This window comes from uncultured Tateyamaria sp., assembly GCF_947503705.1.
Lineage (GTDB): Bacteria > Pseudomonadota > Alphaproteobacteria > Rhodobacterales > Rhodobacteraceae > Tateyamaria.
The window spans coordinates 79194-102685 of record NZ_CANNES010000001.1 but is presented as its reverse complement, the minus strand read 5'-3'; the positions used below and the strand labels follow the sequence as shown (position 1 = coordinate 102685).

Annotated in this window: 26 protein-coding genes; 17 read left to right on the top strand and 9 right to left on the bottom strand. The window is 58.5% G+C overall.

From position 1 onward, the window contains the following. Window positions 1-88: 88 nt before the first annotated feature. From Q1A44_RS00520 to dps, 10 genes are all read left to right on the top strand, one after another. Complete coding sequence (locus tag Q1A44_RS00520) at window positions 89-637, top strand: carboxymuconolactone decarboxylase family protein (RefSeq protein ID WP_299618030.1); 549 nt, start codon at window positions 89-91, stop codon at window positions 635-637. 23 nt (window positions 638-660) lie between these two features. After that, on the top strand, window positions 661-1137 hold the full coding sequence (locus Q1A44_RS00515) for a nuclear transport factor 2 family protein (protein ID WP_299618027.1): 477 nt from the start codon (window positions 661-663) through the stop codon (window positions 1135-1137). A 47-nt stretch (window positions 1138-1184) separates the two neighbouring features. Next, the gene (locus Q1A44_RS00510) at window positions 1185-1811 is read left to right on the top strand and encodes a glutathione S-transferase family protein (RefSeq protein WP_299618024.1); all 627 of its coding nucleotides are present in this window, start codon (window positions 1185-1187) and stop codon (window positions 1809-1811) included. A gap of 67 nt (window positions 1812-1878) precedes the next feature. Continuing rightward, window positions 1879-3516 (top strand): pyridoxamine 5'-phosphate oxidase family protein, encoded by a 1638-nt coding sequence (locus tag Q1A44_RS00505; RefSeq protein ID WP_299618021.1) that lies wholly within the window; start codon window positions 1879-1881, stop codon window positions 3514-3516. A gap of 26 nt (window positions 3517-3542) precedes the next feature. Then, entirely contained in the window at window positions 3543-4799 is a 1257-nt protein-coding gene (locus Q1A44_RS00500) for an acetyl-CoA C-acyltransferase (RefSeq protein WP_299618017.1), read from the top strand. Between the two features lie 462 nt (window positions 4800-5261). After that, window positions 5262-6200, top strand: coding sequence for an alpha/beta hydrolase (locus Q1A44_RS00495; RefSeq protein WP_299618014.1), 939 nt, complete (start codon window positions 5262-5264; stop codon window positions 6198-6200). A 62-nt stretch (window positions 6201-6262) separates the two neighbouring features. Continuing rightward, window positions 6263-6742: a YHS domain-containing (seleno)protein gene (locus tag Q1A44_RS00490; protein WP_299618011.1), complete on the top strand. Its 480-nt coding sequence runs from the start codon at window positions 6263-6265 to the stop codon at window positions 6740-6742. Between the two features lie 62 nt (window positions 6743-6804). Then, entirely contained in the window at window positions 6805-7584 is a 780-nt protein-coding gene (locus tag Q1A44_RS00485; protein ID WP_299618008.1) for an MOSC domain-containing protein, read from the top strand. 73 nt (window positions 7585-7657) lie between these two features. Beyond that, window positions 7658-9094, top strand: a complete 1437-nt coding sequence (locus Q1A44_RS00480) for a dihydrolipoyl dehydrogenase (RefSeq protein WP_299618005.1) — start codon at window positions 7658-7660, stop codon at window positions 9092-9094. Between the two features lie 16 nt (window positions 9095-9110). Continuing rightward, window positions 9111-9581 (top strand): DNA starvation/stationary phase protection protein Dps, encoded by a 471-nt coding sequence (gene dps / locus Q1A44_RS00475; protein WP_299618002.1) that lies wholly within the window; start codon window positions 9111-9113, stop codon window positions 9579-9581. Between the two features lie 71 nt (window positions 9582-9652). On the opposite strand, the gene Q1A44_RS00470 is transcribed toward dps, so the two are convergent. From Q1A44_RS00470 to Q1A44_RS00450, 5 genes are all read right to left on the bottom strand, one after another. Then, entirely contained in the window at window positions 9653-10498 is an 846-nt protein-coding gene (locus Q1A44_RS00470; protein ID WP_299617999.1) for a nuclear transport factor 2 family protein, read from the bottom strand. Between the two features lie 202 nt (window positions 10499-10700). Beyond that, window positions 10701-11582: an SDR family oxidoreductase gene (locus tag Q1A44_RS00465; RefSeq protein ID WP_299617996.1), complete on the bottom strand. Its 882-nt coding sequence runs from the start codon at window positions 11580-11582 to the stop codon at window positions 10701-10703. Window positions 11583-11603: 21 nt separating this feature from the next. Next, the gene (locus tag Q1A44_RS00460; protein WP_299617993.1) at window positions 11604-12251 is read right to left on the bottom strand and encodes a DsbA family protein; all 648 of its coding nucleotides are present in this window, start codon (window positions 12249-12251) and stop codon (window positions 11604-11606) included. A 38-nt stretch (window positions 12252-12289) separates the two neighbouring features. Then, entirely contained in the window at window positions 12290-12844 is a 555-nt protein-coding gene (locus Q1A44_RS00455; RefSeq protein ID WP_299617990.1) for a peroxiredoxin, read from the bottom strand. A gap of 35 nt (window positions 12845-12879) precedes the next feature. Further along, window positions 12880-13866 (bottom strand): pyridoxamine 5'-phosphate oxidase family protein, encoded by a 987-nt coding sequence (locus tag Q1A44_RS00450; protein ID WP_299617987.1) that lies wholly within the window; start codon window positions 13864-13866, stop codon window positions 12880-12882. A 91-nt stretch (window positions 13867-13957) separates the two neighbouring features. On the opposite strand from Q1A44_RS00450, the gene Q1A44_RS00445 reads away from it, so the two are divergent. Further along, window positions 13958-14851 carry a LysR family transcriptional regulator gene (locus Q1A44_RS00445; RefSeq protein ID WP_299617984.1) on the top strand — a complete coding sequence of 298 codons (894 nt, stop codon included), beginning with the start codon at window positions 13958-13960 and terminating at the stop codon, window positions 14849-14851. Between the two features lie 375 nt (window positions 14852-15226). Here Q1A44_RS00445 and Q1A44_RS00440 read toward each other — a convergent pair whose 3' ends face one another. Continuing rightward, window positions 15227-15652 (bottom strand): tellurite resistance TerB family protein, encoded by a 426-nt coding sequence (locus tag Q1A44_RS00440; RefSeq protein WP_299617980.1) that lies wholly within the window; start codon window positions 15650-15652, stop codon window positions 15227-15229. A 181-nt stretch (window positions 15653-15833) separates the two neighbouring features. On the opposite strand from Q1A44_RS00440, the gene Q1A44_RS00435 reads away from it, so the two are divergent. Together Q1A44_RS00435 and Q1A44_RS00430 are read left to right on the top strand one after the other, a co-directional pair. Next, window positions 15834-17414, top strand: coding sequence for a lysine--tRNA ligase (locus tag Q1A44_RS00435; protein ID WP_299617977.1), 1581 nt, complete (start codon window positions 15834-15836; stop codon window positions 17412-17414). Window positions 17415-17510: 96 nt separating this feature from the next. After that, entirely contained in the window at window positions 17511-17912 is a 402-nt protein-coding gene (locus Q1A44_RS00430) for a DUF4864 domain-containing protein (protein WP_299617974.1), read from the top strand. 4 nt (window positions 17913-17916) lie between these two features. Here the strand turns inward: Q1A44_RS00430 and Q1A44_RS00425 are convergent, their stop codons facing one another. Continuing rightward, on the bottom strand, window positions 17917-18321 hold the full coding sequence (locus Q1A44_RS00425) for a cytochrome c (protein WP_299617971.1): 405 nt from the start codon (window positions 18319-18321) through the stop codon (window positions 17917-17919). A 234-nt stretch (window positions 18322-18555) separates the two neighbouring features. On the opposite strand from Q1A44_RS00425, the gene Q1A44_RS00420 reads away from it, so the two are divergent. Beyond that, a complete protein-coding gene (locus Q1A44_RS00420) occupies window positions 18556-20838 on the top strand; it encodes a glycosyl hydrolase family 28-related protein (protein ID WP_299617968.1) in 2283 nt (760 codons plus the stop codon). 36 nt (window positions 20839-20874) lie between these two features. Here Q1A44_RS00420 and Q1A44_RS00415 read toward each other — a convergent pair whose 3' ends face one another. Beyond that, window positions 20875-21525 (bottom strand): hypothetical protein, encoded by a 651-nt coding sequence (locus Q1A44_RS00415; RefSeq protein ID WP_299617965.1) that lies wholly within the window; start codon window positions 21523-21525, stop codon window positions 20875-20877. A 103-nt stretch (window positions 21526-21628) separates the two neighbouring features. Here Q1A44_RS00415 and Q1A44_RS00410 point away from each other — a divergent pair, with 103 nt between their 5' ends. Next, window positions 21629-22099, top strand: a complete 471-nt coding sequence (locus tag Q1A44_RS00410) for a DUF427 domain-containing protein (protein ID WP_299617962.1) — start codon at window positions 21629-21631, stop codon at window positions 22097-22099. A gap of 68 nt (window positions 22100-22167) precedes the next feature. After that, window positions 22168-22431 (top strand): zf-TFIIB domain-containing protein, encoded by a 264-nt coding sequence (locus tag Q1A44_RS00405; RefSeq protein ID WP_299617959.1) that lies wholly within the window; start codon window positions 22168-22170, stop codon window positions 22429-22431. Window positions 22432-22434: 3 nt separating this feature from the next. On the opposite strand, the gene Q1A44_RS00400 is transcribed toward Q1A44_RS00405, so the two are convergent. Continuing rightward, window positions 22435-22866: a hypothetical protein gene (locus Q1A44_RS00400; protein WP_299617956.1), complete on the bottom strand. Its 432-nt coding sequence runs from the start codon at window positions 22864-22866 to the stop codon at window positions 22435-22437. A 147-nt stretch (window positions 22867-23013) separates the two neighbouring features. Between Q1A44_RS00400 and Q1A44_RS00395 the strand changes: the two genes are divergently transcribed. Then, window positions 23014-23412: a hypothetical protein gene (locus Q1A44_RS00395; protein ID WP_299617953.1), complete on the top strand. Its 399-nt coding sequence runs from the start codon at window positions 23014-23016 to the stop codon at window positions 23410-23412. Window positions 23413-23492: the final 80 nt, after the last annotated feature.

Genomic DNA, 23492 nt, shown 5'->3' with positions numbered 1-23492 from the left:
TTCAGAGTTCCAGTATTATTATCTGATTTGATCGGAGCTAACTTCTTCCCAGAACGAAACACAAACCTCACTTCGAATGGACAACGACATGAGCCGCATCGCAACACCTCAGACCATCGCCGACACGCCGGTACAGTCACAGCCACTGCTTGAAACGGTGGAAAAATCGCTGGGATCGGTTCCCAATCTGTTTCGCCTCCTCGCGACAAGTCCGGACGCGCTGGAAGGATATCTGGGCCTGAACGGGGCGCTGTCAAAAGGCAAACTTAGCGCCGCAACCCGTGAACGCATCGCCATTGCCATCGCGCAAACCAATGGGTGTGACTACTGTAACGCAGCCCACACGTTTCTGGCCAAGACCTTCGCGAAGCTGGACGAAGCTGAGGTCGCGGCAAACCGCGCTGGCGCATCAACAGATGCAAAAGCACATGCCGCCGTGTCCTTTGCCGTCAAGGTCGCGACCTCAAAGGGCCGCGTGAGTGAACAGGACATCTCGACCGTCCGCGCCGCCGGGTATTCGGATGCGGAGATCATCGAGATCATTGGCCTGATCGCCCTGAATGTGCTGACGAACTACGTCAATGAAGTCTTTCAGACAGATATCGACTTTCCCGCAATCAACGCAGCAGCGGCCTGAGCCTGGCGCAAGAGGATCTTGAAATGACCACCGAAGCCCCCCGTCATCCGCTGCCCCCATTCACCGAAGCGAGCGCGCGCGAAAAGGTGCGCCTTGCCGAGGATGGCTGGAATTCCCGCGACCCTGCGAAAGTTGCTCTGGCCTATACGCCGGACAGCGCCTGGCGCAACCGGGCGGAGTTTCCGAAAGGCCGCAAGGAGATCGAGGCGTTCCTGACCCGCAAATGGGACAAGGAGTTGGACTATCGCCTGATCAAGGAACTCTGGGCCTATGGCGGCAACCGTATCGCGGTCCGCTACGCCTATGAATACCACGACGACAGCGGCAACTGGTTCCGCGCCTATGGCAACGAGAACTGGGAGTTCGACGAGAACGGCTACATGGCCAACCGCCATGCCTCCATCAATGAACAACCCATTGCCGAGGCGGATCGCAAGTTCCGCTGGCCGCTGGGGCGCCGCCCGGATGACCATCCCGGCCTCAGTGATTTTGGCTTCTAAAACCGCGCCTCTCCCACACTCTAAAATTAGCGAAAGAACCTGAAACCATGACAACGCCCATCAAACTTCACCGCGCTGCGAAATCCGGCCACTCCCACCGGGTGCAGCTTATGCTCTCTCTGCTTGACCTGTCTTACGAGGTCATCGAGGTCGATATGGCAAACGGCGCGCACAAGGCGCCCGAGTTCCTCAAAGACAGCCCTTTCGGCACCGTGCCGGTGATCGACGATGGCGGTTATCTGCTGTCGGACAGCAATGCGATCCTGACCTATCTGGTGCAGACTTATGCCAAGGGCAGCCACTGGATACCTGAGGACCCCAAAGAGGCCGCCGAGGTGCAGCGTTGGCTGACCATTGCCGCGCATCAGATTTTCCATGGCCCCTGTTCGGCCCGTTTGGTTACCGTCTTTGGCGTGCCGCTGGATCATCAGGGGGCGATCAAAACGGCGCATGATCTGTTCAAGCTGATGGATGCCCATCTCGACGGCCGCGAGTGGTTGGCGACCGACACAATCACCATCGCCGATATCGCCAGCTACAGCTATGTCGCCCACGCCCCGGAAGGCGGGGTGGATCTGACCCCCTATCCGCATATCCGCGCCTGGCTTGCCCGCGTGGAAGCGCAGCCGGGTTTCGTTGGTATGGCAACCTCACCCATCCCCGAGCTGGCTTGAAGCCAGCCCCGCGTGTCGAGGTCTCTCCCGCCTCGACACGCCACCTCTTCAGAGAAGGACCTGCAAGATGTCAAAGATGGAACAGATCAATCCGTTTCACGAAGGTGAATTGAAGGCGCAGGCCTGTGCGGGTGTGGGGGATGTTGCGCAATGGGCCGGTGGGTTCATCCGCGACTACCTGCCCGAACAGCATCGCGACTTTCACACCAATGTGCCATTTCTTGTTGTGTCCGGTGCAGATGCACAGGGCCAGACCTGGATAACGATGCTGGATGGTCCGGATGGCTTTGCCACCTCTCCTGATCCCCGACGGATTGAACTTGCAACCGCACTGGATGCGACCGACCCGCTGGCAGAGAGCTTTGCGCAAGGCTCAGATATTGGCGTATTGGGCATTGAGCTTGCCACCCGCCGCCGCAATCGCTTCAGCGGCCATATTCACGGGTCTGACGCAGGCTATACAATCGATATCCGTCAGACCTTTGGCAATTGCCCGCAATACATCCACGAACGTGCCTGGACCCGGGCGCCAAGAGCCGCCGTTCCTGAGGCACAGACAAGTGCAGCACTCACCCCCGCCCAGATCGCCCAGATCGGCAAGGCAGACACGATGTTCATCGGCTCTGGCCATCAGGGTGAGGCAGGTGCCGCCTCCAACGGGTTTGACGCCAGCCACCGCGGCGGAGCGCCCGGCTTTGTCAATGTCGCCAGCCCAACGCATCTGCAGATCCCGGATTACGCCGGGAACAACTTCTTCAACACAATTGGCAATCTGGTCTCGGACCCTCGGGTCGGGCTCCTGTTTGTGGATTTTGAAACCGGCGGGTTGTTGCACATCACGGGTCGCGCCGAAATCGACTGGTCGCCCAAAGGGGCGCATGACCCGGACGCATGGCGCATGATCAATGTCGAAATTGATCAGGTGATCGCGCGCCCCGGCGCAGTCGGTTTGCGCTGGAGCAAACAGGACCATCTCAGCCGTCGTCTGAAAGTCGCCAAGCGGGTCGAGGAGAGCACCTCTATCACGTCGTTTTATCTTGAACCTGCGGATGGCCCCGCGCTGGAGCCCTTTGAAGCCGGTCAGCATCTGCCCGTTGAGGTGCAAATCCCCGGTCAGCTCGGCACGTCGAAACGCAGCTATTCGTTGTCAGGTAACCCGGATGATCTGTCGCAATATCGCCTCAGCATCAAACGCGAAGACAAGGGACTGGTTTCACGCTTCTTCCATGACGAGTTGCGCGCGGGCAGTGTGATTGAGGCGCGGCCCCCTGCGGGCGACTTTGTCATTCCGTGCAGCAAATGCCCTCTGGTTCTGATCTCTGCGGGTGTCGGGCTGACGCCGATGGTGGCTGCCCTGCACGCAAATGCGCAACAATCGGACCGCGAGGTCTGGTATGTCCACGGTGCACGCAATGGCCGCGACCATACGCTCAAGCCCGAGGTCGATGCGCTGATGGCGCAGAACGAAACGCTGCACAAACGCATTTTCTATAGCCAGCCTGAGACGGAGGATGTGCTGGGGCGCGATTACGATTTGCAAGGACGCATCACCGCCGAACATATCATCGACTTGGGTGCAGGTCCGGACGCCTGTTACATGCTCTGCGGACCCGCGCAGTTCCTCGCTGACCTCCGCGATGGGCTGGAAGCCGCAGGCGTGCCCGGCGCCCACATCCACTTTGAAACCTTTGGCCCAACCGGCTGACCCACCAAGACGAAAGGACTTAACCGATGACACGCTATATCGTCCCCGGACTGCGCACGCCGTTCGTGAAAGCGGGGACCGCCTATGTCTCCCAAAGCTCCATTGATCTGTCCATTCCCGTCATGCAAGCCATGGCGGAGCGCGCAACACCCGATCTGGTGGCCTGGGGTCAGGTGATCCCGACGGCCAATGTGTCGAACATCGCGCGCGAGGCTTGGCTGGAGGCCGGGCTTGACCCGTCTGTGCCGAGCTTTTCGACCGCGCTGGCCTGTTCGACCTCGATGATGGCCACCATCCAGGCCAGCGGCATGCTGGGCTATGGCGGGACGCATCTGGCGCTGGTCGGCGGTGCTGAATCCATGAGCCATGTCCCGATTGCCCTGAAGCCCGAGGTCGCCCAACAAGTTGCTGGCCTTGCAATGAAGGACCCCGGCGCGGCGTTGGCCATGGTCAACGACCTGAACGCCGGTCATTTTGATCTGCCCCTCAAAGGCTGGGCGAACCGGCTTTCGGGGCGCTCCATGGGCGAGCATACCGAAGACACAGCGCAGTTGTTCAACATCACGCGGGCCGATCAGGATCAGATCGCCTTCGACAGCCACCAAAACGCTGTCAAAGCGCAAAAGGACGGCTTCTTCGACGATCTGATCACGCCGTTCGGTGGTGTGGACCAAGACACCATGCCGCGTGCCGATAGCACGCTGGAGCAGCTCTCCGGCCTGAAACCCGTTTTTGACCGCTCAGAGGCAGGCACCCTGACGGCGGGCAACTCTTCACCGTTAACGGACGGCGCCGCAAGCATTTGGGTCGCAGACGCAGAAGGTCTTGCGCGGTTAGGTGTCGCCGAAACAGATGCGATAGAGATCGTCGATTGGCGGCTCGGCGCGATGGATTACAAGGAAGAAGGCATCCTGATGGCCCCCGCCCGGGCCATTCCGCAGCTTTTGGCCGCGCATGGTCTGACGCTGGATGACATCGACGTCTGGGAAATCCACGAAGCCTTTGCCGCGCAGGTGCTGGCCAATATCCATGGCATCACGGACGACACCTATCTGCGCGACAAGGCGGGCGTGAGCGCGGATATGGGGGCCTTCCCGATGGATCGGCTAAACCAGACCGGCGGCTCGCTGGCCATCGGGCATCCATTCGGAGCCACAGGCGCGCGGGTGCTCAGCCAGGCCGCGAAACAGCTGCAAACCAAAGAGGTCGGATCCTACGCGGTCGTGTCCGTTTGTGCCGATGGCGGTCAAGGGACCGTAACCTTGCTGCGTAAACCTTCTTGAGGAAGACCGGGCGGTCCGCCCGATGTGATGGCCAGGCCGTACCCCGAAAGGAAAATCCCTAAATGCAACAGTCAAACAGCGCCAAACCTGTTCAGAGCCCGGCAAAGCCGCCGAAGGAGGTCGCGTCAAAGGACATGCATAAACCCCTCGAAGAGAGGTCGCATGTTTTTGAAGATCGCCATTGGGTGAATGAAGCCTGCGGAGACGATCTTTGGGAGATTTGAATGTACAAAAAATACTCTGCGTTTAAGGAGATATCCTAACGTATCCGTCGCCTGGCCCCGCATCAAAGCGGGGTCAGGCGATGTGCGTTCAGTCTGATCCCTTTTTGATAAGACCTTTATTCCAAATTTTGAAGTAGTGTCTTTCATTTTGGACGTATTAAGTATTTTTTCGAAATAGATATTCTCTTCTTGAAAGGGCACGCATCTCGACCGTGTCGAAATTTTCAAGGAGCATGACATGACCAAAGAACTCGGTATTTTCGCCTTTGCGGCGCTCACCACGACTCTCATCGCAAACATGGTACATGCCGGTGACGTCTCTTATGGATACGAGACCGTCGATGGCGTCGAGATCTTCTACCGTGAAGCAGGCAATCCAGAAAACCCAGCCATCGTCTTGTTGCACGGGTTCCCAAGCTCGTCTCACCAATATCGCCATCTGCTGGATGAACTGTCAGGCGACTATTACCTGATCGCCCCGGACTATCCCGCCTTCGGCTCCAGCGGGTTTCCCTCCCCTGACGACTACGAATACACATTCGACAACCTTGCGGTGACAGTGAACACCTTTCTGGAACAAAAGGGCGTCGATCAGTTTTCGATGTACATTCAGGACTATGGCGCGCCTGTCGGCTTTCGGATCGCCACCACATACCCCGACAAAATCGACGGCCTGATCATCCAGAACGGCAATGCCTATGCTGAAGGGGTGGACCCTGAAACATGGGCCCCTGTGGTCAAACTGTGGGAAGGCGGGCGAGACGCTGAATATGAAAAGACCCTGATTGACAACGTGTTCAGTGTTGCCGGTCTGCGTTGGCAATACACCCACGGCACCCGCAACCCCGACGGGATCAACCCGGACAACTGGCTGCTGGATCATCAGTCCATGAGCCGTCCGGGCATGTACGAGGCGCAGTTCAGCCTGATCTACGATTATCGCAACAATGTCGCAAAATACCCCGAATGGCAGGCCTATATGCGCGAGCATCAGCCACCTGCGCTAGTGGTCTGGGCTAAGAATGACGCCTATTTCCCGGTCCCCGGTGCCGAAGGCTACCTGCGTGATCTGAAAGATGTCGATTACAACATTCTCGATACAGGCCACTTTGCCATCGAGGAAGACGGTGATTTGATCGTCGCCCGCATTCGCAGCTTCATGTCGGCCCGGTTCTGACCTGATTGGCGGGGCATCAAGCCCCGCTGTTCCCTCCCCCAAACTTCTAAAAGGAAAAAGTCATGAAATCCTCAATCTTCGCCTCCGCCGTTGCAGCCTCTATCGCCCTGGCAAGTGCCGCATTTGCCGCAGATGAATATAACGTCTCCAACGGCCTGACCCTGAACGGTATGCCCCTTGGTTTCCACGGTGTTGATGTTGTCGCGATGACCACAGGCGAACGCCTGCTCGACGGTGCGGCTGCACATGCTGCCACACATGACGGTGTTGAATACTATTTCGCCACAGCCGCAGCCAAAGACAGCTTTGAGGCTGACCCGACAGCGTTTCTGCCGCAATTTGGTGGCTTCTGCACCCTTGGCGTTGCCGTGAACAAAAAGCTCGACGGCAACCCGCGATTTGCTGATGTGCGTGATGGCAAGCTCTATGTGTTCGTTAATCAGACGATCTACAACAAATACAAAGAGGATCCTGTAGGCACGATTACTGCGGCTGAGGAGAACTGGAAAACTATCCAGAACACTGCGGTTGTAGACCTGTGAGCGATTGAGGCGGCAGCATGCAGCTGCCGCCCTTTGCTCAACAGCAAACGGAGGTCTCTACCATGCCCAATTTCACGATCTCAGGCTTGAACCGTTTTCCCGTCAAAGGGCTGAGCGCGGAAACCCTCGATACCCTGACGCTCACGGAAGGTGAAGGTGTTCCCGGGGATCGTCTGTTCGGTTTTGCGCGTTACAACTCCGGTTTTGATCCGACAAATCCAGAACCGCTGCCCAAAGAACGCTTCGTCGTTCTGGTAAAGGAAGCCGCGCTGGCAGGTCTGAACACCACATTTGACGACACGACCTGGACCCTTCAGATCGCGACGGGCGACAGCACCCACAGCTTCGAGATGGACAGCGCCGAGGTGCGAGCACAGGCGGGCGTTTTCCTGCACAAGACCTTGGGCCTGAGCGACCCAGAGCCCCCCATTTTCGTCTCCGCTGCACCGCACAGGTTTACAGATGTCTCGGTTGTATCACCACAAATGATGAGCGCGATTTCTGTGATCAACCTCGCCTCGCTGCAGGACCTTGGTAACCGGGTCGGGGCAGAAGTGCACCGTGCGCGGTTCCGTGCAAATATCGAAATTGACGGGCTGCCGCCCTTTGCCGAACTGGATGCTGTCGGGCAGACGCTCGCTTTTGGCGACGTCGCGCTGCGCATCCTGTCGCGCACCAAGCGCTGCGCCGCGACCGAGGTCAATCCGCTCACCGCCGAGCGGGACCTCAAGGTGCCTTACCTGCTGCGCAAAGAGTACGGGCATACGGATATGGGCGTCTATGTCGAGGTGGTCAAAGGCGGTCGTCTGACACCAGGCCAGGACGGGCAGCTGAAAAGCTGAGGGCGACCGTTAGGCTGCACCAAGCATCTGCAAAACAAACGAATTACCGCAACACCGTATCTGAGAGGACGACATGACAACTCTAAAAACCAAAGTCGCCATCATTGGCGCAGGCAGCGCTGGCATGCGGGCTTACCGCGAAGTGACAAAGACTACAGATGACGTCCTTCTGATCGAAGATGGCCCCTACGGCACCACCTGCGCGCGGGTCGGTTGTATGCCCTCCAAATTGCTTATTGCGGCGGCAGAGGCTGCGCATGCCGGGTCGCACACATCGCCAATGGGCGTGACCTATGACGCGCCCAAGATCGACGGTGCCGCCGTCATGCAAAGGGTTCAGAGCGAACGGGACCGTTTCGTGGGATTTGTCGAAGAAACGGTCGAGGGCTGGCCAGAACAACATCGTATCCGTGCCCGTGCCACGTTTGAGACCGACACGGTCCTATCGTTGAGCGATGGGCGCAGGGTCGAGGCCGAGGCAATTATCATCGCCACCGGGTCCCGGTCGAACATTTTGCCGTTCTTTGAGAATTTCGGCGACCGTCTGATCATCAATGACGATGTGTTTTCCTGGGACACCCTTCCGGGTTCAGTCGCCGTTTTTGGCGCGGGCGTCATCGGGCTGGAGCTGGGCCAAGCGCTCCACCGCCTTGGTGTCCGGGTCAGCCTGTTTGGCCGCGACAATCTGGTTGGCCCCCTGTCTGATCCAGAGGTGCTGGCCGAGGCAAATCGCCTCTTCACAGAAGAGTTCGACTTCCACCCGCACACAGATGTTCAAAACCACCGCAGGACCGATAACGGCGTGGCCGTGGACCTCGTGACAGAGGCAGGCACGCAAACGCTCGAATACGACTATGCGCTGATCGCCACAGGCAGGCGTCCGAACGTGGACAAGCTCGGCCTTGATAACACGACCCTAGACTTGGATCCGCGCGGGGTGCCCATCTTTGACGTCCAGACCGGGCAATGTGGCACAGCGCCGATCTTTATCGCCGGTGATGTTAACAACATCATTCCGCTTTTGCATGAGGCTGCAGATGAAGGCATGACAGCAGGCCACAACGCCACGCATTTCCCCGAGATCCGCCGCTTTGTCAAAAGCGCGCCAATCTCTGTGGTGTTCAGTGATCCGCAAATCATGATGGTGGGCGAAACCCACCGGGCGTTAACCGAACGGGACGCAGATTTTGTCACCGGCGCAGTCGATTGGTCCGATCAGGGCCGCGCGCGCGTGATGGGCGTGAACAAAGGACTGCTTCGTGTTTATGGTGACCGGATCACGGGCCGTTTTCTTGGCGCCGAAATGATCGGGCCACGCGCAGAACATTTGGCGCATTTGCTGGCTTGGTCGCTGCAATCGCGCCTCACCGTCAGCGAGATGCTGGAACGCCCCTTCTATCACCCGGTGATCGAGGAAGGTTTGCGCACCGCGCTGCGGATCCTCAATGCGAACATGCAAATGGGCGCAATGCCCCCGCCGCGCTGCATTGATTGCGGCCCGGGCGCTTAACTCGAAAGGAAATAGTATGAGACAGACACGACTGGGACTATCCGAAAACACCCGTGCCGTCAGCGCAGAGCTGCTGCAAAACAATCTGGCCGAGGCGCTCAATCTGCGGCTGGCGATTAAGCAGGCGCATTGGACGGTGCGTGGGCCGCACTTTCAACAGTTGCATGAACTGTTCGACAGTTTCGTCGCGCCGCTGGATGCCGAAATTGATGAGATTGCCGAACGCCTCGCCACGCTTGGCGGCACACCCGATGGCCGGGCAGAGACAGCTGCCGGGTCAAACCCGTACCCGCTGGATGCAACAAGCGGGACGGCGCACCTAATCGCGCTTGCCGATCGGTTTGCAGCATTGGGCAACACTGTTCGAGACGCGATTGAGGCAACTGACACAGCAGGTGACGCAGACACAGCCGACCTGTTGACCGGCACGTCGCGGTTTCTGGATCAATCGCTCTGGTTCCTTGAAGCCCATCTTGACGAGAACTGACGCACAAGAAAGGGGCGGCACATATCCGTGCCGCCCCACTTTGTTATAATTTGGTATGGTCTTGATGTGCTTCAGAACATCCCGTTGTCATGCGCCATTTGCTCGGGGATTTCCTGCACCGTATCCCAGTGCTCAACGATCATGCCGTTTTCGACGCGGAAGAGGTCATAGAACGCCGTAGGTTTGCCGCCGAACTCGCCCTCGTTCTGGACCATCACGAAGTTCCCTTCAGCCACCACGTTGTGCACTTTGGTGTAGCGGAATGAGATGTTGTTTTCCTGCAAGTAGCCAACAAAAGCCCCGAGGCCGTCCAGACCATCGCCCACATTCGGGTTGTGCTGCAGATATGTGCCGCTGATGTAATTGGTGATCTTGTCGAACTGGCCATTCACCAGGATGTCGTTCACAAAGCCGGTCACGATGGCTTCGTTTTCGTCGGTCTTGTCCAGATCGGTAATCTCGGTCGGGCCATCGGTCATGGAGCGCCCGCTGACGGTTTCTTCGACCCAAGGCTGGAGACCATCCCAGTGCTCGACGGCAACGCCATCTTCGAACCGGAACAAATCAAACGCGGCCATTTTGTCGTCGCCAAACTCGTAGATCACATGCAATGCGACAAGATCGTCCTGCTCCAGCGCGCGCACGACCGTAGCAGTGTTCTCGGTGCCTTGTGAGGCGAGGTATCGCGTAAAGCCGATCAATCCAGCCCGCCCATCAGGCGCTTGCGGATTATGCTGAATGTAGTCCTCGGCGACATATGTGTTGATGAAATCCACATCGCCGTCGATCAAGCCGTTCTGGATGATCGCGATGGCCGTTTCCTTTTGAGTGAGCGTTTCGGCCTGTGCCGATTGTGCCCAGAAGCCAACGGTAGTGGCGACGACGAGTGTGGCTGTTTTGAGTGCATGAAGTGTCATTTGGTTCAGTCCCTTGCTGTGTGTTTTGGTTTTCTCAGAGGCGCTTTGTTGCATCGGTAAGGGAAAGATACGCGCCATCAAAAGATCGGGAAATATGGCGGAAACGATATTGGATATCGAAAATTCTGATAACCCTATGCGAACCAAACAAACAAAAACCGACCGACCCTATTCGGATCGGTCGGCCAAGATGGAAGCAGTTTCAACCCCAGCTCTTAATGTGATCTGCGACAGAGGTCAGTGTCACGCCAAACGTCTTCTCAAGAGTCGCCGTGTCCACCGCCATGGCGTCGCCTTCAAGGGCCGCGATTGAGCCGTAAAGGTCCGACAACACAAAGGCCACGCCGGGATTGTTCAGCGCATCCCCGACACGCTGGCCAAACGCCTCCCGCGTTGCAGGGTCAAAGGTGACAGGGCGGTCCAACCAGCCCGATAGGTGTGTTGCCAGCTCTGCCCCGGTCAGCGCATCAGGCGAACCAATCTCAAAGGCCTGTCCAGCAAGTTCCGGGCGCGCTAAGGCTGCGACAGCCAGTTTTGCCTGATCCAGATGAGAGGTCCACTGCATCTTTAGGTCCTGGGGCACGGGAGGATAATCCAGTTTGCCTTCGCTGCGCAGGAATGGCGCGAACAGTTCGGGCTGTAGGTTCTCAAGATAGACCGCTGATTGCAGGACGATGGATGGGATACCTGACCCCAGAACCGCATTCATTCCATCAGTAATCCCATCAACGATGGTGGAGGATGGAAAGCGATCGCCGGATGGTCCGCCCGTGACATAGACCAACAGCGGCAGCTTTTCTTTGTGCGCGGCCCCGAAGAAGGCGCCGGCCCAGGTTGCGCTGTCATCTGGCCCCGAGGGCATTGGAAAGTGCAGGAAGGCAGCATCCACACCGGACAGGGCCTTAACCACCGCGGCCTCATCTGAGAGATCTGCGCTCACGGCAATCGCGTCGGGGTGCATTTCCTTGATCTTGGCGGCGTCTCGCGCGACGGCGCGAACGGTGTAGCCTTCGGCGAGGGCTTGGGTGACGACGGGGGCCCCTTGGGCTCCGGTTGCTCCGAAGATTGCGATGGTCTTTGACATTTTCTTAATCCTTTCGTCCGGTTAGACAGTTGCGAGGTTTGATACATTGGCAGGAAGGGCGTCGGCCCGGCCGTAGTAGGCCTGATGGTCCACGACGCTGTAACGATCACCATTGCTGCGCAGCACGGTCGGCACACCGCGTGATCCGACTGCCGCCATCAGAGCTTTGGCTCTACCGGCCAGCGATTCTGCTTTGGCTTCCAGTTCTGGCGTGCCCAGCTTTTCGGCGTCCTCAGGTGTGATGCCTTCCTCGATCAGGGCCGCGACAATCGCATCGCGGTCTGTTGAAGAGACGCCTTGGCCAAAGTGCAGGTCTTCCAGCTTGCGGCGGATCGCAAATTCGCGCGCGGGGCCCTGATCATGAACGAGGGCGGCTGCCTGCGCCGAGTATTTGGACGCCAGCACTTCGGTCGGCGACATGGCGATGTTGTCTTTGTAGGCTTGGGTAAACTCCTGGCCCGTCAGCGCTTCAATTCGTGGAATCAGGTTCTCAACAATCTGTTCGCCTTTGCCTTCGCTCATCTTGGGGCGGTAGTCGCCCTCAAAGAGATGGCGATGCAGCACTTCGACCTCAGCACCGCTGGCTTCGATGGTGTCGAACACCTCGGAAGCGCCGTGGCACCAGCCACAATAGGTGTCGTAAATGATGGTGATTTTTTCGTCTGACATTGGATGTCTCCTTGAATTTAGGGAAGGAATATAAGGCTTTAGGCCTTCTGCGCTTCCATCGTGGCGAAGTAATCGAGCACCTTTTGGTGCATGTCGGGGTGATGGGCTTCGAGGTGATCCACCTCCATCACCTCGAAATTCTCAGGCACCTCGCCGCCTGCGAGGATCTGCTCCAGCGCGCCGACGATTTCCGAAACCAGTGGGCGGTCTTTCGCGCCGCCGATGTTCATTTCGCTTGGCACGATGGCCCAGCGGTACAGAACCCGTCCCGCGGTGTCCTCGATCACGATGCCGGGCTGCACCATGCCATTTGGGTAAAGCTCAGGCAGTGCTGCTGCCACCGGGTTATCGGCTTGTGGCGTTATGAAGATGTCGTGCCGCTTGGCCTCTGCGTTGTCCTCATCAACGATCACGTCGAACTTCAGATTGTTGTTGGCTTTCGACTGGTTGCCCGCTTGCGACGTGTAGGCAACAACTTGGCCGCCCAGTGCCTGGACGCGATCCTGCGCGTCGTTGAAGTCGCGCAGTTGCGCGTTGCACCAAGGGCACCAGTCGCCACGGAAGAAGACTTTGATTGTGAAAGATTGTGTCATGTCGATTTATCGTTGTTTGGTTGTGTCAATGAGGCCTATTGCCAGTGTCCGGTCTGAAGTGAGCGGGGAGAGGCCTCGCCATCGACGAACCCCAGCGGGGAGGCGCCGATCAGGCGGTGGCCTTTGGTTAGATGAAAACGCCAGGCACGTTGCGCGCCTTCAAACGCGGCGATCTCGGGGGTGATGTCCCACATGATCTCGACCGTGCCAGTCAGTTGCAGGATGTCGCCTGAGGCGAAGTCGATAAACAGCAACCCAGCCTTTGGGTTCACCATGAAATTGCCCAACGTGTTAAAGGCAAAGTTGCCTGAGAAATCGGGGACGGTCAGCGTGTTGCCGTCAATCTTGACGAAGCCGGCATTGCCGCCGCGGTGGTTTACATCGACCCCGCCATTGCTGCGCGGATCATCGACCGGATTGTGGCTGGCGACAAAAAAGGTGTCGGCCTTGGAGATAATCGCGCGCTCAGCATCACCCAATTCAGTGAACTCATGCCGATCAGAGGCAACGGCCACACGTGGATCACGGGTGAAGGCCATGTCCCTTGTATGGATGTACTGTGGACAATTGCCGAAGGACTGCACCACGTCCGCCACAACCCCATCGCCGTCACGGATGATCCCGTTCAAGCGATTGCGGCGGCGCGTTTGCAATTCGATTCCGACAAAGCTCACAGGCGCGCCCGGCTTTGCATTCTCGGCAAAGGGATCGCCATCCAGCACAGGCGTGTTGATGGCAAAGCTCACGTCGTTGGGTGTTGACAGAAACCCAGGCCGCCCGAACAGGGCCGAGGCCCAAGGCGCGCCCTGCACATCCACACTGCCGCCGATGACGAAAGGCAAGCTGGCAAAAAACGCGCGATGTTGGTCGATCATATAGGGGCGGATGATCCGGCGACCCACCATGTCCTGACGCTCCGCGCGACCCACGCGCTCGTGCAGGGCAACCTCTCCTTGGTGAAACGGAGAGACGTCTTTGTCCCAACCATCGAACGCGGGTGCGGCTTGTGCTTGTGCTGTCATGTCATCGACCTCCTTGGGCGTATCTTGTGGTGTTGAAGTAGAGATACGTCCGGATTGATTGTCCGGAAATCCCACGTTACTAGTTTGCACTATGGAAAATTCTGATTACCTCGGGATCGACGGGCGGCAGCTTCAGATCCTGCTGACCATCCAGAAAGCTGGATCGCTCAGCGGGGCTGCCCGACTATTGGATATGAACCAATCCACCATCAGCTATTGGCTGGAACAGTTGCGCGCCCGCACTGGCGATCCGCTGTTTGTGCGCGCTGGCAACGGCGTGCAGCCAACAGAGCGGGCCAAGACTCTGCTGCCAGAGGCCGAGGCAGCGTTGCGTCATCTTGATGCGATGTTTGAGACGCCCGCTTATGATCCGGCTTCGGACACCGGAACGCTGCGCATTGCGGCAACGGCCGTGGAGCGGACAGTTCTGATTAAGCCCCTGTTGCAGCATGCGCTAACCCAAGCACCAAAGCTGACATTCGAAATCAAGCGCCCAGGCTCGCTTTTCCAAACGGTACAGAACCTGCAGGAAGGCGTACTCGACTTTTGCTTTTTGCCGCTTGATGCCGCAAAGGGCGACGGCATTATGCAGCGCAGGTTGTTTTCATTTCGCGATGTCGTCTACTTTGACCCAATATATCCATTGCCAGAAAACGATTTGGATGCCTTTTGTGCGCGGCCTCATGCACGCATTGCCCTTGGCCCGGATGCCAGCTTCGCAATCGACCAGCGTTTGGCAAAGATGAAGCGCAAGCGAAATGTCGTGCTGCAAGTCCCCGACTTCGACAGTGCGCTTACGTTGATCAAGGGCACTGAGATCATCGTAACCCTACCGGACGTTCTTTCGGCAACTGGTCTTGAATGTGTAAATCCGCCTTGGAGAACCGAAACGCTGGACATCGGCCTGTGTTGGCATGCCCGCAGCCAGACGTCGGCACGGCACAGCCACTGGCGGCAGGTGCTTGCAGAGATCGCAAAGACGTAAGTGCAAGTTGCCTAAACACTACCTTCATTAAAAAATAGGCCATTGGCGGGACCATGGCAAAATAGCACACGCCATCGGCGTCTAGATAGTCCAAGCATTTTTCAGCGAACGTGAGAATTCGGATCGAACAAAATTTACGTTCGCGAATGGCTGCTTCAACGGCCCGCACTGCGAAGCAGCATTTACGGTGCTGCAACTGCGAGTGGATGCTGCGTCAGCAATAGCTGCGACTGCGCAAGTCCGGTTTGTCCCGCACTGCGGACATGGACCGAAGGCCCAGTCGAGGTCTGCTTTGTGTCATCGTGGTCGAGACTATTTGCCGGTGGGGTTTGGCGAGTAGGACGGATTTCGTCTGATAAGTGCTGCGTTCATCGCCTAGAGTGTCAGGTGTCGCGCTCTTGCGCCGCGCTCAATCGCGGCGGCGTGCAGGCGGTCTATGTTCAGTTCGTACCGCATTTCTTCGAGCAGCCGCAGTTCGGTTTCTTCGAGTGTGCCGTCGGCTGCGGCCACGTCGCAGGCCAAGGCATAGGCTGTTTCATGCAGCCGTTCGGGCAGTGCTTCGCGTGCGAGACCGAAGAGGGCGTCCAGACCGTCTTCCTGTTCGAAGAGGTCGAACACCGTTTGCGCCACAACGTTCATCCGGTCGAGGTCGTAATCAGCAAAGACCGGCAGGTTGTTCACGGCCGAGTTGATCTTGACCAACTCGGCGGTCCGAATGTCCTCGTCCGAGGCGGAGATCGCGATCATCAGCGCCACAAGCGCATCCTGGGCGGAGAGCGTAAACGTTTCGGAGTGTGCCATTGTGACAGTCCTGTTCGGGTGACCTGATGCCCCCTCAATATTGACGCAGTGCCCCGCCCGCAATAGGTAGCGGCGGGTTCGTGCCTGTCGGGTGCGGATTCTGTCCGCGCGTACCCCGTGCGGAATTGATGAGAGCGCCGCCGCGGATGCCCCCGTGGCGCCAGAATTTAGGACACCCCTGATGTCGACACTGCGTGACGCTGCGATGACGAGCAAAGCCTGGCCTTTTGAAGAAGCGCGCCGGGTGCTCAAACGCTATGAAAAAGCGCCGCCCGAGAAGGGGTATGTGTTGTTTGAGACGGGTTATGGCCCTTCGGGTCTGCCCCACATCGGCACCTTTGGCGAGGTGGCTCGTACCACGATGGTCATGCGTGCCTTTGAGGAATTGAGCGATATCCCCACGAAACTGGTGTGTTTTTCGGACGATCTGGACGGGATGCGCAAGGTGCCGGGTAATGTGCCCAACCCTGAGGCCTTGCAGCAGTATTTGCAGATGCCCCTGACCTCGGTGCCCGATCCCTTTGGCACCCATGAGAGCTTTGGCCATCACAACAACGCCATGCTGCGCCGGTTTCTGGATACGTTTGGTTTTGAATATGAGTTCATCTCGGCCCGGGAATTCTACCGCTCTGGCCAGTTTGACGAAATCCTGCTGCGTTGTGCGGAACGCTATGACGATCTGATGAAGATCATGTTGAAGTCCCTGCGTGAAGAACGTGCCGCGACCTATTCGATTTTCCTGCCCATTCATCCCGAGACCGGTCGCGTTCTTTATGTGCCGATGAAGCACGTGGATGCTGTCGCCGGCACTGTCACCTTTGATGACCCGGAGAGCGGGGAGGAGATGACCCTGCCCGTCACGGGCGGCAACGTGAAGCTGCAATGGAAGCCTGATTTCGGCGCCCGTTGGGCGGCCTTGGGTGTGGATTTCGAGATGTATGGCAAGGAACATGCCACCAACGAGAAAATCTATGACGCGATCTGTCGGACCCTGGGTGTGAAGCCCCCGAACCATTTCAGCTATGAGCTGTTTCTGGACGATCAGGGCCAGAAGATTTCCAAGTCCTCGGGCAATGGGGTCAGCATTGACGAATGGCTGACCTATGCCTCGACCGAGAGCCTGTCGTACTTCATGTACCAAAAGCCGAAGACGGCCAAGCGCATGTTTTTCGACGTTATTCCCAAGGCGGTGGACGAGTATCACCAGCAGCTGCGCGCCTATGCCAAGCAGGATGATGTGGCCCGCTTGAACAACCCGGTCTGGCATATCCATGGCGGCGATGTGCCCCAGAGCGATATGGTTGTGCCTTTTGCGATGCTCTTGAACCTCGCCTCTGTCAGTCAGGCGGAAACGAAGGAGACCCTTTGGGGATTTATCCAGCGTTATGCGCCGGAAACGGGCGCAGAGACGCATCCCGGGATGGACCGGGCGGTGGGCTTTGCCGTGCGCTATTACAATGACTTCGTGAAACCGTCGAAAGTGTACCGTTTGCCCACAGATACGGAGCGGGAGGCGCTGGAGGCGTTGCGTGCGGCGCTGGTCGCCTATGACGGGCCTGTCGACGATGAGGCGTTGCAGTCGGTGGTTTATGCGGTGGGCCGCGATCGGTTTGATCCGCTGCGCGGCTGGTTCACGGCGCTTTACGAAGTGCTGCTGGGGGCGTCGCAGGGGCCGCGTTTTGGTGGCTTCATCGCGCTTTATGGCGTGCAGGAAACCGTGACGCTGATTGATCAGGGTCTGGCGGGCGAACTGGTCGGGTAGGGCGGATCGAGGTCCGCCTTGCGGGGATTATGAGGCGCCGTTTGCCCAATGGCCCTGTTGCTCTAGCTTGTGAGGTAGAGCGACGGAGGGTTTGCGATGTTGAAATGGATGATGGCATTGGCGGTGTCTGTGTGTCTGACGGGGGCCGTGTCGGCGCAGGATGCCGAGATCGAGGGTGTGATTGGCAGCCAGATCGAAGCCTTCAAGGCTGATGACTTTGTCAGTGCCTTTGAATTTGCCAGCCCTTCCATTCGTGGCATGTTTCGCACGCCCGAGAATTTCGGCCGCATGGTCACCCAGGGTTATCCGATGGTGTGGCGCCCGGCCGAGGTGACCTTTCTGGAGCTGCGCGAGGTCGCTGGTGCGCTGTGGCAGAAGGTGCAGATCGTGGACGGGAAGGGTGTCGTCCACTGGCTGGATTACCGGATGCAAGAAACCGAGAACGGATGGAAGATCAGCGCGGTTCAGTTGCTGGATGATCCGGGCCTGAGCGCCTGAGCCGCTATTTCTGGATGGTGCGCATCCAGGTGATGATTTCGGCAACCGGCTGGCTCGTCAGGATGGATTGACCAGCCTGGGTGCGCAGCGAGATGTCCCGCCCGCCTTCAAAGAATGGCCCAAAGACCGGCATGGGTGAGCCATGCCCGACGAGAGGATCGCGCCCGTCGATCCGTTTGACCACGCGCAGCAGCGGGAACACACCATCATTGTCGCCCTGGAGCGTGGTCAGGTCGGTGGGCTGCAAGAGCAAGGCAGGGCCCATCGGGCCGTCGCCCTTGCCTGTCAAGCCGTGGCACGTTGCACAGTAGTTCCGGTACAGCATTTTGCCTTCGGCTGTGTCCTCTTGAGCATGTGCGGGTAACGTCATCAATGCGGCCAGCATCAGCCCGGTTGTTGCGTGTCTCATCGTGCCCTCCTGCGGTTTTCGGGGCAGTTTACCCGCGGTCCGCGCCTGCGGTTTGACCCTGATCAATTTTCTGGATGTTGCCTGAGCAAGGAGTACCGCGCGCGGTGCTGTGAGCCTGCGTTAACCCCTTGTTGATATTTCCCTTGCCCGGACGGGTCAGAGCACCCGGCTTTCTGCGGGTTGACTGCACCTCAACGGGCACTGCTGCCCCTGCTTGATAAAAGGGATATTTGGATGAACAAGGCGATCACTGATGGCGTGCTTTTGATGCCGCCGGCCTTTGCAAATGGTCTGGACGTTTGGTCGAGCGGCGATGGCACGCCGGGCTCTGACACATACCAGAACGCGGCGAATGCGGCCTTTGTCCCGGCGGACCAGGATTTTGCCGGCTGTCTTGAGCTGCAAAAGACGTCGAACACCACACGTGTGCGATATATGGGCGAGACGCCGATCCTGCCGGGGTGTTACCTGCGCATCACCGCGCGCATCAAAGCGATCAGTGGCAGCCTGCCTGCGGTGCGCGTGTCGGGCTATGCGGCTCAGGGCAATGGCCAGGCGGTTTCGGGTGTCACGACCGTCGGCGACAGCGTGACGCTGACCACTTATGGGTCGGTTGTCGAGGTGTCGGCCATCGTCGGGGCGGGCAATCGCAACGGCGTCGATATGGTCTGGGGCCCTGATGCTGTATACGGCCATTTTGGCATTGATCTGACCGGCCCCAATGGCGGGATTGTGCGCATTGACGACATTATCATCGAAGACGTCACATCGGTCTTTTTGCGCGATCTGGTCCCTTATGTGGATGTCCGCGACTACGGCGCCGTGGGCGATGGCGTGACCGATGACAGCGACGCCTTTGACGCTGCCAGTGCCGCCGCCAATGGCCGCACCGTTCTGGTCCCTGCGGGTGTCTTCCGCCTGGAAAAGGACATGGCCATCGAGGAATTGGTCAAGTTCGAAGGCACGCTGAGCATGCCCACGGACAAGATGCTGCTGTTGCGCAAAAGCTATGACCTGCCCACCTATATCGAGGCCTTTGGCGATGAAGAGCTGGCCTTCAAGAAGGCGTTTCAGGCGCTTTTGAACAGTTCGGATCATGAGGGTCTGGACCTGGGCGGCCGCCGCATTGCCGTCACCGCACCCATCGACATGCAGGCCGCCGTGCCCAATCGCACCACCTTTGCCACCCGCCGCATGATCCGCAACGGTCAGTTGGAGGCGCAGGGCGACAATTGGGACACCATCACTACGACCAGCCAGGCCACCTATAGCGCGTCGGACGCCCGCAAGCTGACCAATGTGAGCAACATCGCCAATATCGAGGTTGGGTCGCTGGTTGAAGGCAATGGCGTTGGCCGCGAGATCTATGTCCGCAGCAAGAATGTGGGCAGCCAGGAGATCGAATTGAACGCGCCGCTGTATGATGCGGAAGGTACCCAGAACTACACCTTCCGCCGTTTCCAGTACATGGTTGATTTCAGCGGCTTTTCCAAGCTGTCCAAGTTCATCATGTCCGACATCGAGTTCCAGTGTAACAACCTGTCGAGCGGTATCATGCTGGCCCCGTCCGGCCCCACATTCGAGTTGCAGGACTGTTTTGTGAGCCGGCCCAAGAACCGGGGCCTGACCTCGATCGGGGGCGGCTGTCAGGGTCTGTTGGTGGATCGTTGTCAGTTCCTGTCTTCGGAGGAATCCGACGATGTGGCGGACCGTGTGACCATTGCCATGAACGTCAATTCCAATGACGTGAAGCTGCGCGACTGTCGGGCCACGATGTTCCGCCACTTTGCCGTGATGGCCGGTCAAAACCATCTGGTGTCGGGCAACCACTTCTTCCAGGGTGACGCCGTGCCCAATGGGTTCCGCACCGCCGGACTGGTGTTGATGGAGAACTTTACCGCCTCTGTGGTATCGGGGAATTACATCGACAACTGTTTCATCGAGTGGACGAATGAGCGTGATGCGACCCCGGATTTCAACACCGGCTTTTCCTTCAGCTCGCTCACCATCACCGACAACGTGTATCTGTCGGGCGATGTAGCCCCCTGGTTCAGCTATTTCGTGGTCAAACCTCATGGCACGGGCCACTTCCTCAATGGTGTGACTGTGTCGGGCAACCGCTTCCGTTCTATCAACGGGACGATCGATCGGGCCGAACGCGTTGACACCAGCATTTCTGATCTGGATTACAGCCGGAACCGCGAGGTGTTTTTCGACGGCAATTCGTACCACAACGTGTCGGAGCAGGCCCATAACCCGCTGGTGGTTGCCCATACCCAGAACAGCAACGAACGCATCTGGACCGTTGGCACCAGCAAGCAACTGCCCTTTGAGAGCTTTTGCATGTTTGTCGACAGCGTTGCCCTGACTGGCGACCTGCGCAACAATTCCGGTGTGAAGCAGTTCGAGACCCCTGTCGCTGTGGGTCGGATCGGGTCGAACGAGGATCAGTTCACCCTGGAGTTCAGCACCGAAATGCGTGGCCAGATCCGGGCCACAGTGCGCATGGACCGCTAGATTTGTGCCGGGCGGGGGCATGTCCTCCGCCCACCTTCAAAAGGTTTGCCAGATGCCGAGTTTGAGGGCCACCGCGCCCTCTTCGGCCTCTAGCCCGATCTGATAGCTGGGCCGATCCGGCTTGCGTTGCCAGATCACCGAAGGCGCCAGTGTCGTGGTGCTGGCCGTGTCGGTCAGGCTGTGAAACACCTGGACCATCACCTTGAACCTGTCATTCAGTGTGAGGCCCACTGTCGTATCGAGCTTGCCTGTATCGGTGCCGTCGCCCAGCGACCATTCGACCGACCCATCTAGGGCAAACCACCCATGTTTGCCGGCGATCTTGATCCCCCGCCCATAGCTGAGCCCGGTCAGCAGCAGCATGTCAGAACTTTGCCCGAAGGTGCTGCCGATCCCGACCTCGTAGGCGAGGCGGAAGGGGCGATCCCGGGTCTGGATCGGTTTGCGAGCAAAGACAAATGCACTGCCGTTGCCTGCGCGTCCGACCGTCATGTCGATATCGGCCTTGAGGCCCAGCGTCAGTTTGGGCCGCACTCCGTATTCGCCGTAAAAGCTGCCATTGAGCGCGCCATCTTCCTCGAATGTGGTGCTGTAGGCGAGGAATCCGGTGCCCTCTGCCCGCAACCACGCCCCGGCATGTGCCGTCCCTGCCAGCAACAGGGCCATGATCAGCGTGAATAAGCGCATGGGGTCGTACCGTTTTGAAATGAGCCTCGACCAGACCGCAACATGGTTAACAATCCGTTATCGTGCCCTCGTCACCCGCGGATCGTGCCTTATGTGGTGCTGCATGACTCTGGTCCCTGAAAACGTTCAATCTTATCCCCGTCCGCCCGCGCTGGAACCTGTGCCGCAGCGTTTGCGTGTGATGCTGAACGACGTGGTTGTCGCCGAGACAACCGCTGCCCTGCGCGTGTTGGAGACCCATCATGCGCCCACCTATTACATTCCGCGCGGGGACGTTTTGGCGGTTCTCACCCCGGCGCATGGTAATTCTTTTTGCGAGTGGAAGGGTGTCGCCCGGTATTGGACGGTTGAGGCCGACGGCGGTCGGGCCGAGGCTGCGGCCTGGAGCTATCCGTCGCCCACCCCCCGTTTTGCCGATCTGGCGGATCACCTGGCGTTCTATGCGGGCAAGATGAGTGCCTGTTTTGTGGGCGAAGAGCGCGTGATGCCCCAGCCCGGAGATTTCTATGGTGGGTGGGTGACCGCCAACTTGCAGGGGCAGATCAAGGGTGGGCCGGGCACACGTCATTGGTGATACCCAGTTCTGCGGATGAATTCGCAAGCTTTGCGCCTATATGAAGAGAAGTGTTTAGGAGACAGCCCATGCAATGCCCCATCGACGGAACCCAACTTGTGATCACCGACCGCTCTGGCGTGGAGATTGATTATTGCCCCCAATGTCGAGGCGTGTGGTTGGACCGGGGCGAGCTCGACAAGATCATCGAGCGTGCCGCTGCCTATTCCGCGCCGCCCCCACCGCCGTCTGCCCCATCGCGCGGCCATGAGGATCAGCGCGGTTATGACCCGCGCCGGGGCAAGAAGAAGAAAGGTATGGGCGACCTGCTGGGCGATATCTTTGATTTTTAGCACCTAGGCGACGGGCGCTTTGGTGCAGTCGCGGAACTTTTGAACCGGCTCAGCCGCCCCTGTCAGAGAAAAAGTCGTGGCGGCCGTGTCGGTAAAGGCCGTTGCCGTATCGTTGAACTCAAGTCCATTGAGCACATTGCCAAAGCCCGCATCGGTGACCGTGATTGTCGCCCCATCGGTTTGATGCCGCGTGGTTGAGATGATGTTGGCCTGCCCCCCGTCGAACCGGATTGAGAAGGCGTCGGCGGCAGGCCAGCCTTGGGTTGTGGTGATCGCAATCGCATAGAGGCCGGTTGTGTGGTCATAGGTGAGTTTGACGCCTGTGTCCGCCTCGCTATGCGTCAGCGTGCAGATGGGCGTGGGTGCAAATTCCCACGCATGGACATGGGCGGCGGGCAGGGCGGTCAGCATCAGGGCAATCAGGGTTCGCATCATGTGCAGGTAGGGCTGTGGTTGGCGTTGGCCAGTGGCGGGCCAAGGACCGCCTTACAGGGATGCGGTGCCGTTGTTCGTGTATTTTGTGGTATGTGTAGGTTGGGCCGGTGAATTTGCGGCCTGATTGTATTGCGCATTGGAGATTTTATGAGACGTATTTTGTTTGCCGTTCTGATGGCTTTGGCTGGGCCTGCGAGCGCTCAGTTCAACACGGCCGCCGAGGTGAAGCCGATCTTGCAGATGATCAAACCGCAGTGGATTTCGTTGCGGGAATATGAGGGGCGCGACCTGCTCTACTTCACGTTGCTGGAGGTGTATCGCTGTGGGCTGGACCGGATTTCCTATGCGGTGAACGGTGGGCCGCTCATGGTCTGGCTGACGCCGCCATGCCCGGGGGACCAGACCTTTGCCGAGATCCCGGAGGGCCGGTTGCCTTACGTGGTTTTTCCGCTGGGGTCGGTGGAGACGGTGCGGATTGAGTTGGTTTATGACGATGGGACGGGTGAAGTGGGGGAGTATGCGCGGGGGGCGGTTTTGGGGCGGTAGAGTTTTGGCGATAGAACGTCCAGCTCGCGTGTCGTGATATGGCCGTTTGCTTCTTTTTGTTTTGCTGTTTGTCGAATGAG

Bases quoted from the DNA above. Each gene is read 5' to 3' on its own strand.
- Q1A44_RS00520 (WP_299618030.1), top strand. From the start codon at position 89: ATGAGCCGCATCGCAACACCTCAGACCATCGCCGACACGCCGGTACAG.
- Q1A44_RS00515 (WP_299618027.1), top strand. From the start codon at position 661: ATGACCACCGAAGCCCCCCGTCATCCGCTGCCCCCATTCACCGAAGCG.
- Q1A44_RS00510 (WP_299618024.1), top strand. From the start codon at position 1,185: ATGACAACGCCCATCAAACTTCACCGCGCTGCGAAATCCGGCCACTCC.
- Q1A44_RS00505 (WP_299618021.1), top strand. From the start codon at position 1,879: ATGTCAAAGATGGAACAGATCAATCCGTTTCACGAAGGTGAATTGAAG.
- Q1A44_RS00500 (WP_299618017.1), top strand. From the start codon at position 3,543: ATGACACGCTATATCGTCCCCGGACTGCGCACGCCGTTCGTGAAAGCG.
- Q1A44_RS00495 (WP_299618014.1), top strand. From the start codon at position 5,262: ATGACCAAAGAACTCGGTATTTTCGCCTTTGCGGCGCTCACCACGACT.
- Q1A44_RS00490 (WP_299618011.1), top strand. From the start codon at position 6,263: ATGAAATCCTCAATCTTCGCCTCCGCCGTTGCAGCCTCTATCGCCCTG.
- Q1A44_RS00485 (WP_299618008.1), top strand. From the start codon at position 6,805: ATGCCCAATTTCACGATCTCAGGCTTGAACCGTTTTCCCGTCAAAGGG.
- Q1A44_RS00480 (WP_299618005.1), top strand. From the start codon at position 7,658: ATGACAACTCTAAAAACCAAAGTCGCCATCATTGGCGCAGGCAGCGCT.
- dps (WP_299618002.1), top strand. From the start codon at position 9,111: ATGAGACAGACACGACTGGGACTATCCGAAAACACCCGTGCCGTCAGC.
- Q1A44_RS00470 (WP_299617999.1), bottom strand. From the start codon at position 10,498: ATGACACTTCATGCACTCAAAACAGCCACACTCGTCGTCGCCACTACC.
- Q1A44_RS00465 (WP_299617996.1), bottom strand. From the start codon at position 11,582: ATGTCAAAGACCATCGCAATCTTCGGAGCAACCGGAGCCCAAGGGGCC.
- Q1A44_RS00460 (WP_299617993.1), bottom strand. From the start codon at position 12,251: ATGTCAGACGAAAAAATCACCATCATTTACGACACCTATTGTGGCTGG.
- Q1A44_RS00455 (WP_299617990.1), bottom strand. From the start codon at position 12,844: ATGACACAATCTTTCACAATCAAAGTCTTCTTCCGTGGCGACTGGTGC.
- Q1A44_RS00450 (WP_299617987.1), bottom strand. From the start codon at position 13,866: ATGACAGCACAAGCACAAGCCGCACCCGCGTTCGATGGTTGGGACAAA.
- Q1A44_RS00445 (WP_299617984.1), top strand. From the start codon at position 13,958: ATGGAAAATTCTGATTACCTCGGGATCGACGGGCGGCAGCTTCAGATC.
- Q1A44_RS00440 (WP_299617980.1), bottom strand. From the start codon at position 15,652: ATGGCACACTCCGAAACGTTTACGCTCTCCGCCCAGGATGCGCTTGTG.
- Q1A44_RS00435 (WP_299617977.1), top strand. From the start codon at position 15,834: ATGTCGACACTGCGTGACGCTGCGATGACGAGCAAAGCCTGGCCTTTT.
- Q1A44_RS00430 (WP_299617974.1), top strand. From the start codon at position 17,511: ATGTTGAAATGGATGATGGCATTGGCGGTGTCTGTGTGTCTGACGGGG.
- Q1A44_RS00425 (WP_299617971.1), bottom strand. From the start codon at position 18,321: ATGAGACACGCAACAACCGGGCTGATGCTGGCCGCATTGATGACGTTA.
- Q1A44_RS00420 (WP_299617968.1), top strand. From the start codon at position 18,556: ATGAACAAGGCGATCACTGATGGCGTGCTTTTGATGCCGCCGGCCTTT.
- Q1A44_RS00415 (WP_299617965.1), bottom strand. From the start codon at position 21,525: ATGCGCTTATTCACGCTGATCATGGCCCTGTTGCTGGCAGGGACGGCA.
- Q1A44_RS00410 (WP_299617962.1), top strand. From the start codon at position 21,629: ATGACTCTGGTCCCTGAAAACGTTCAATCTTATCCCCGTCCGCCCGCG.
- Q1A44_RS00405 (WP_299617959.1), top strand. From the start codon at position 22,168: ATGCAATGCCCCATCGACGGAACCCAACTTGTGATCACCGACCGCTCT.
- Q1A44_RS00400 (WP_299617956.1), bottom strand. From the start codon at position 22,866: ATGATGCGAACCCTGATTGCCCTGATGCTGACCGCCCTGCCCGCCGCC.
- Q1A44_RS00395 (WP_299617953.1), top strand. From the start codon at position 23,014: ATGAGACGTATTTTGTTTGCCGTTCTGATGGCTTTGGCTGGGCCTGCG.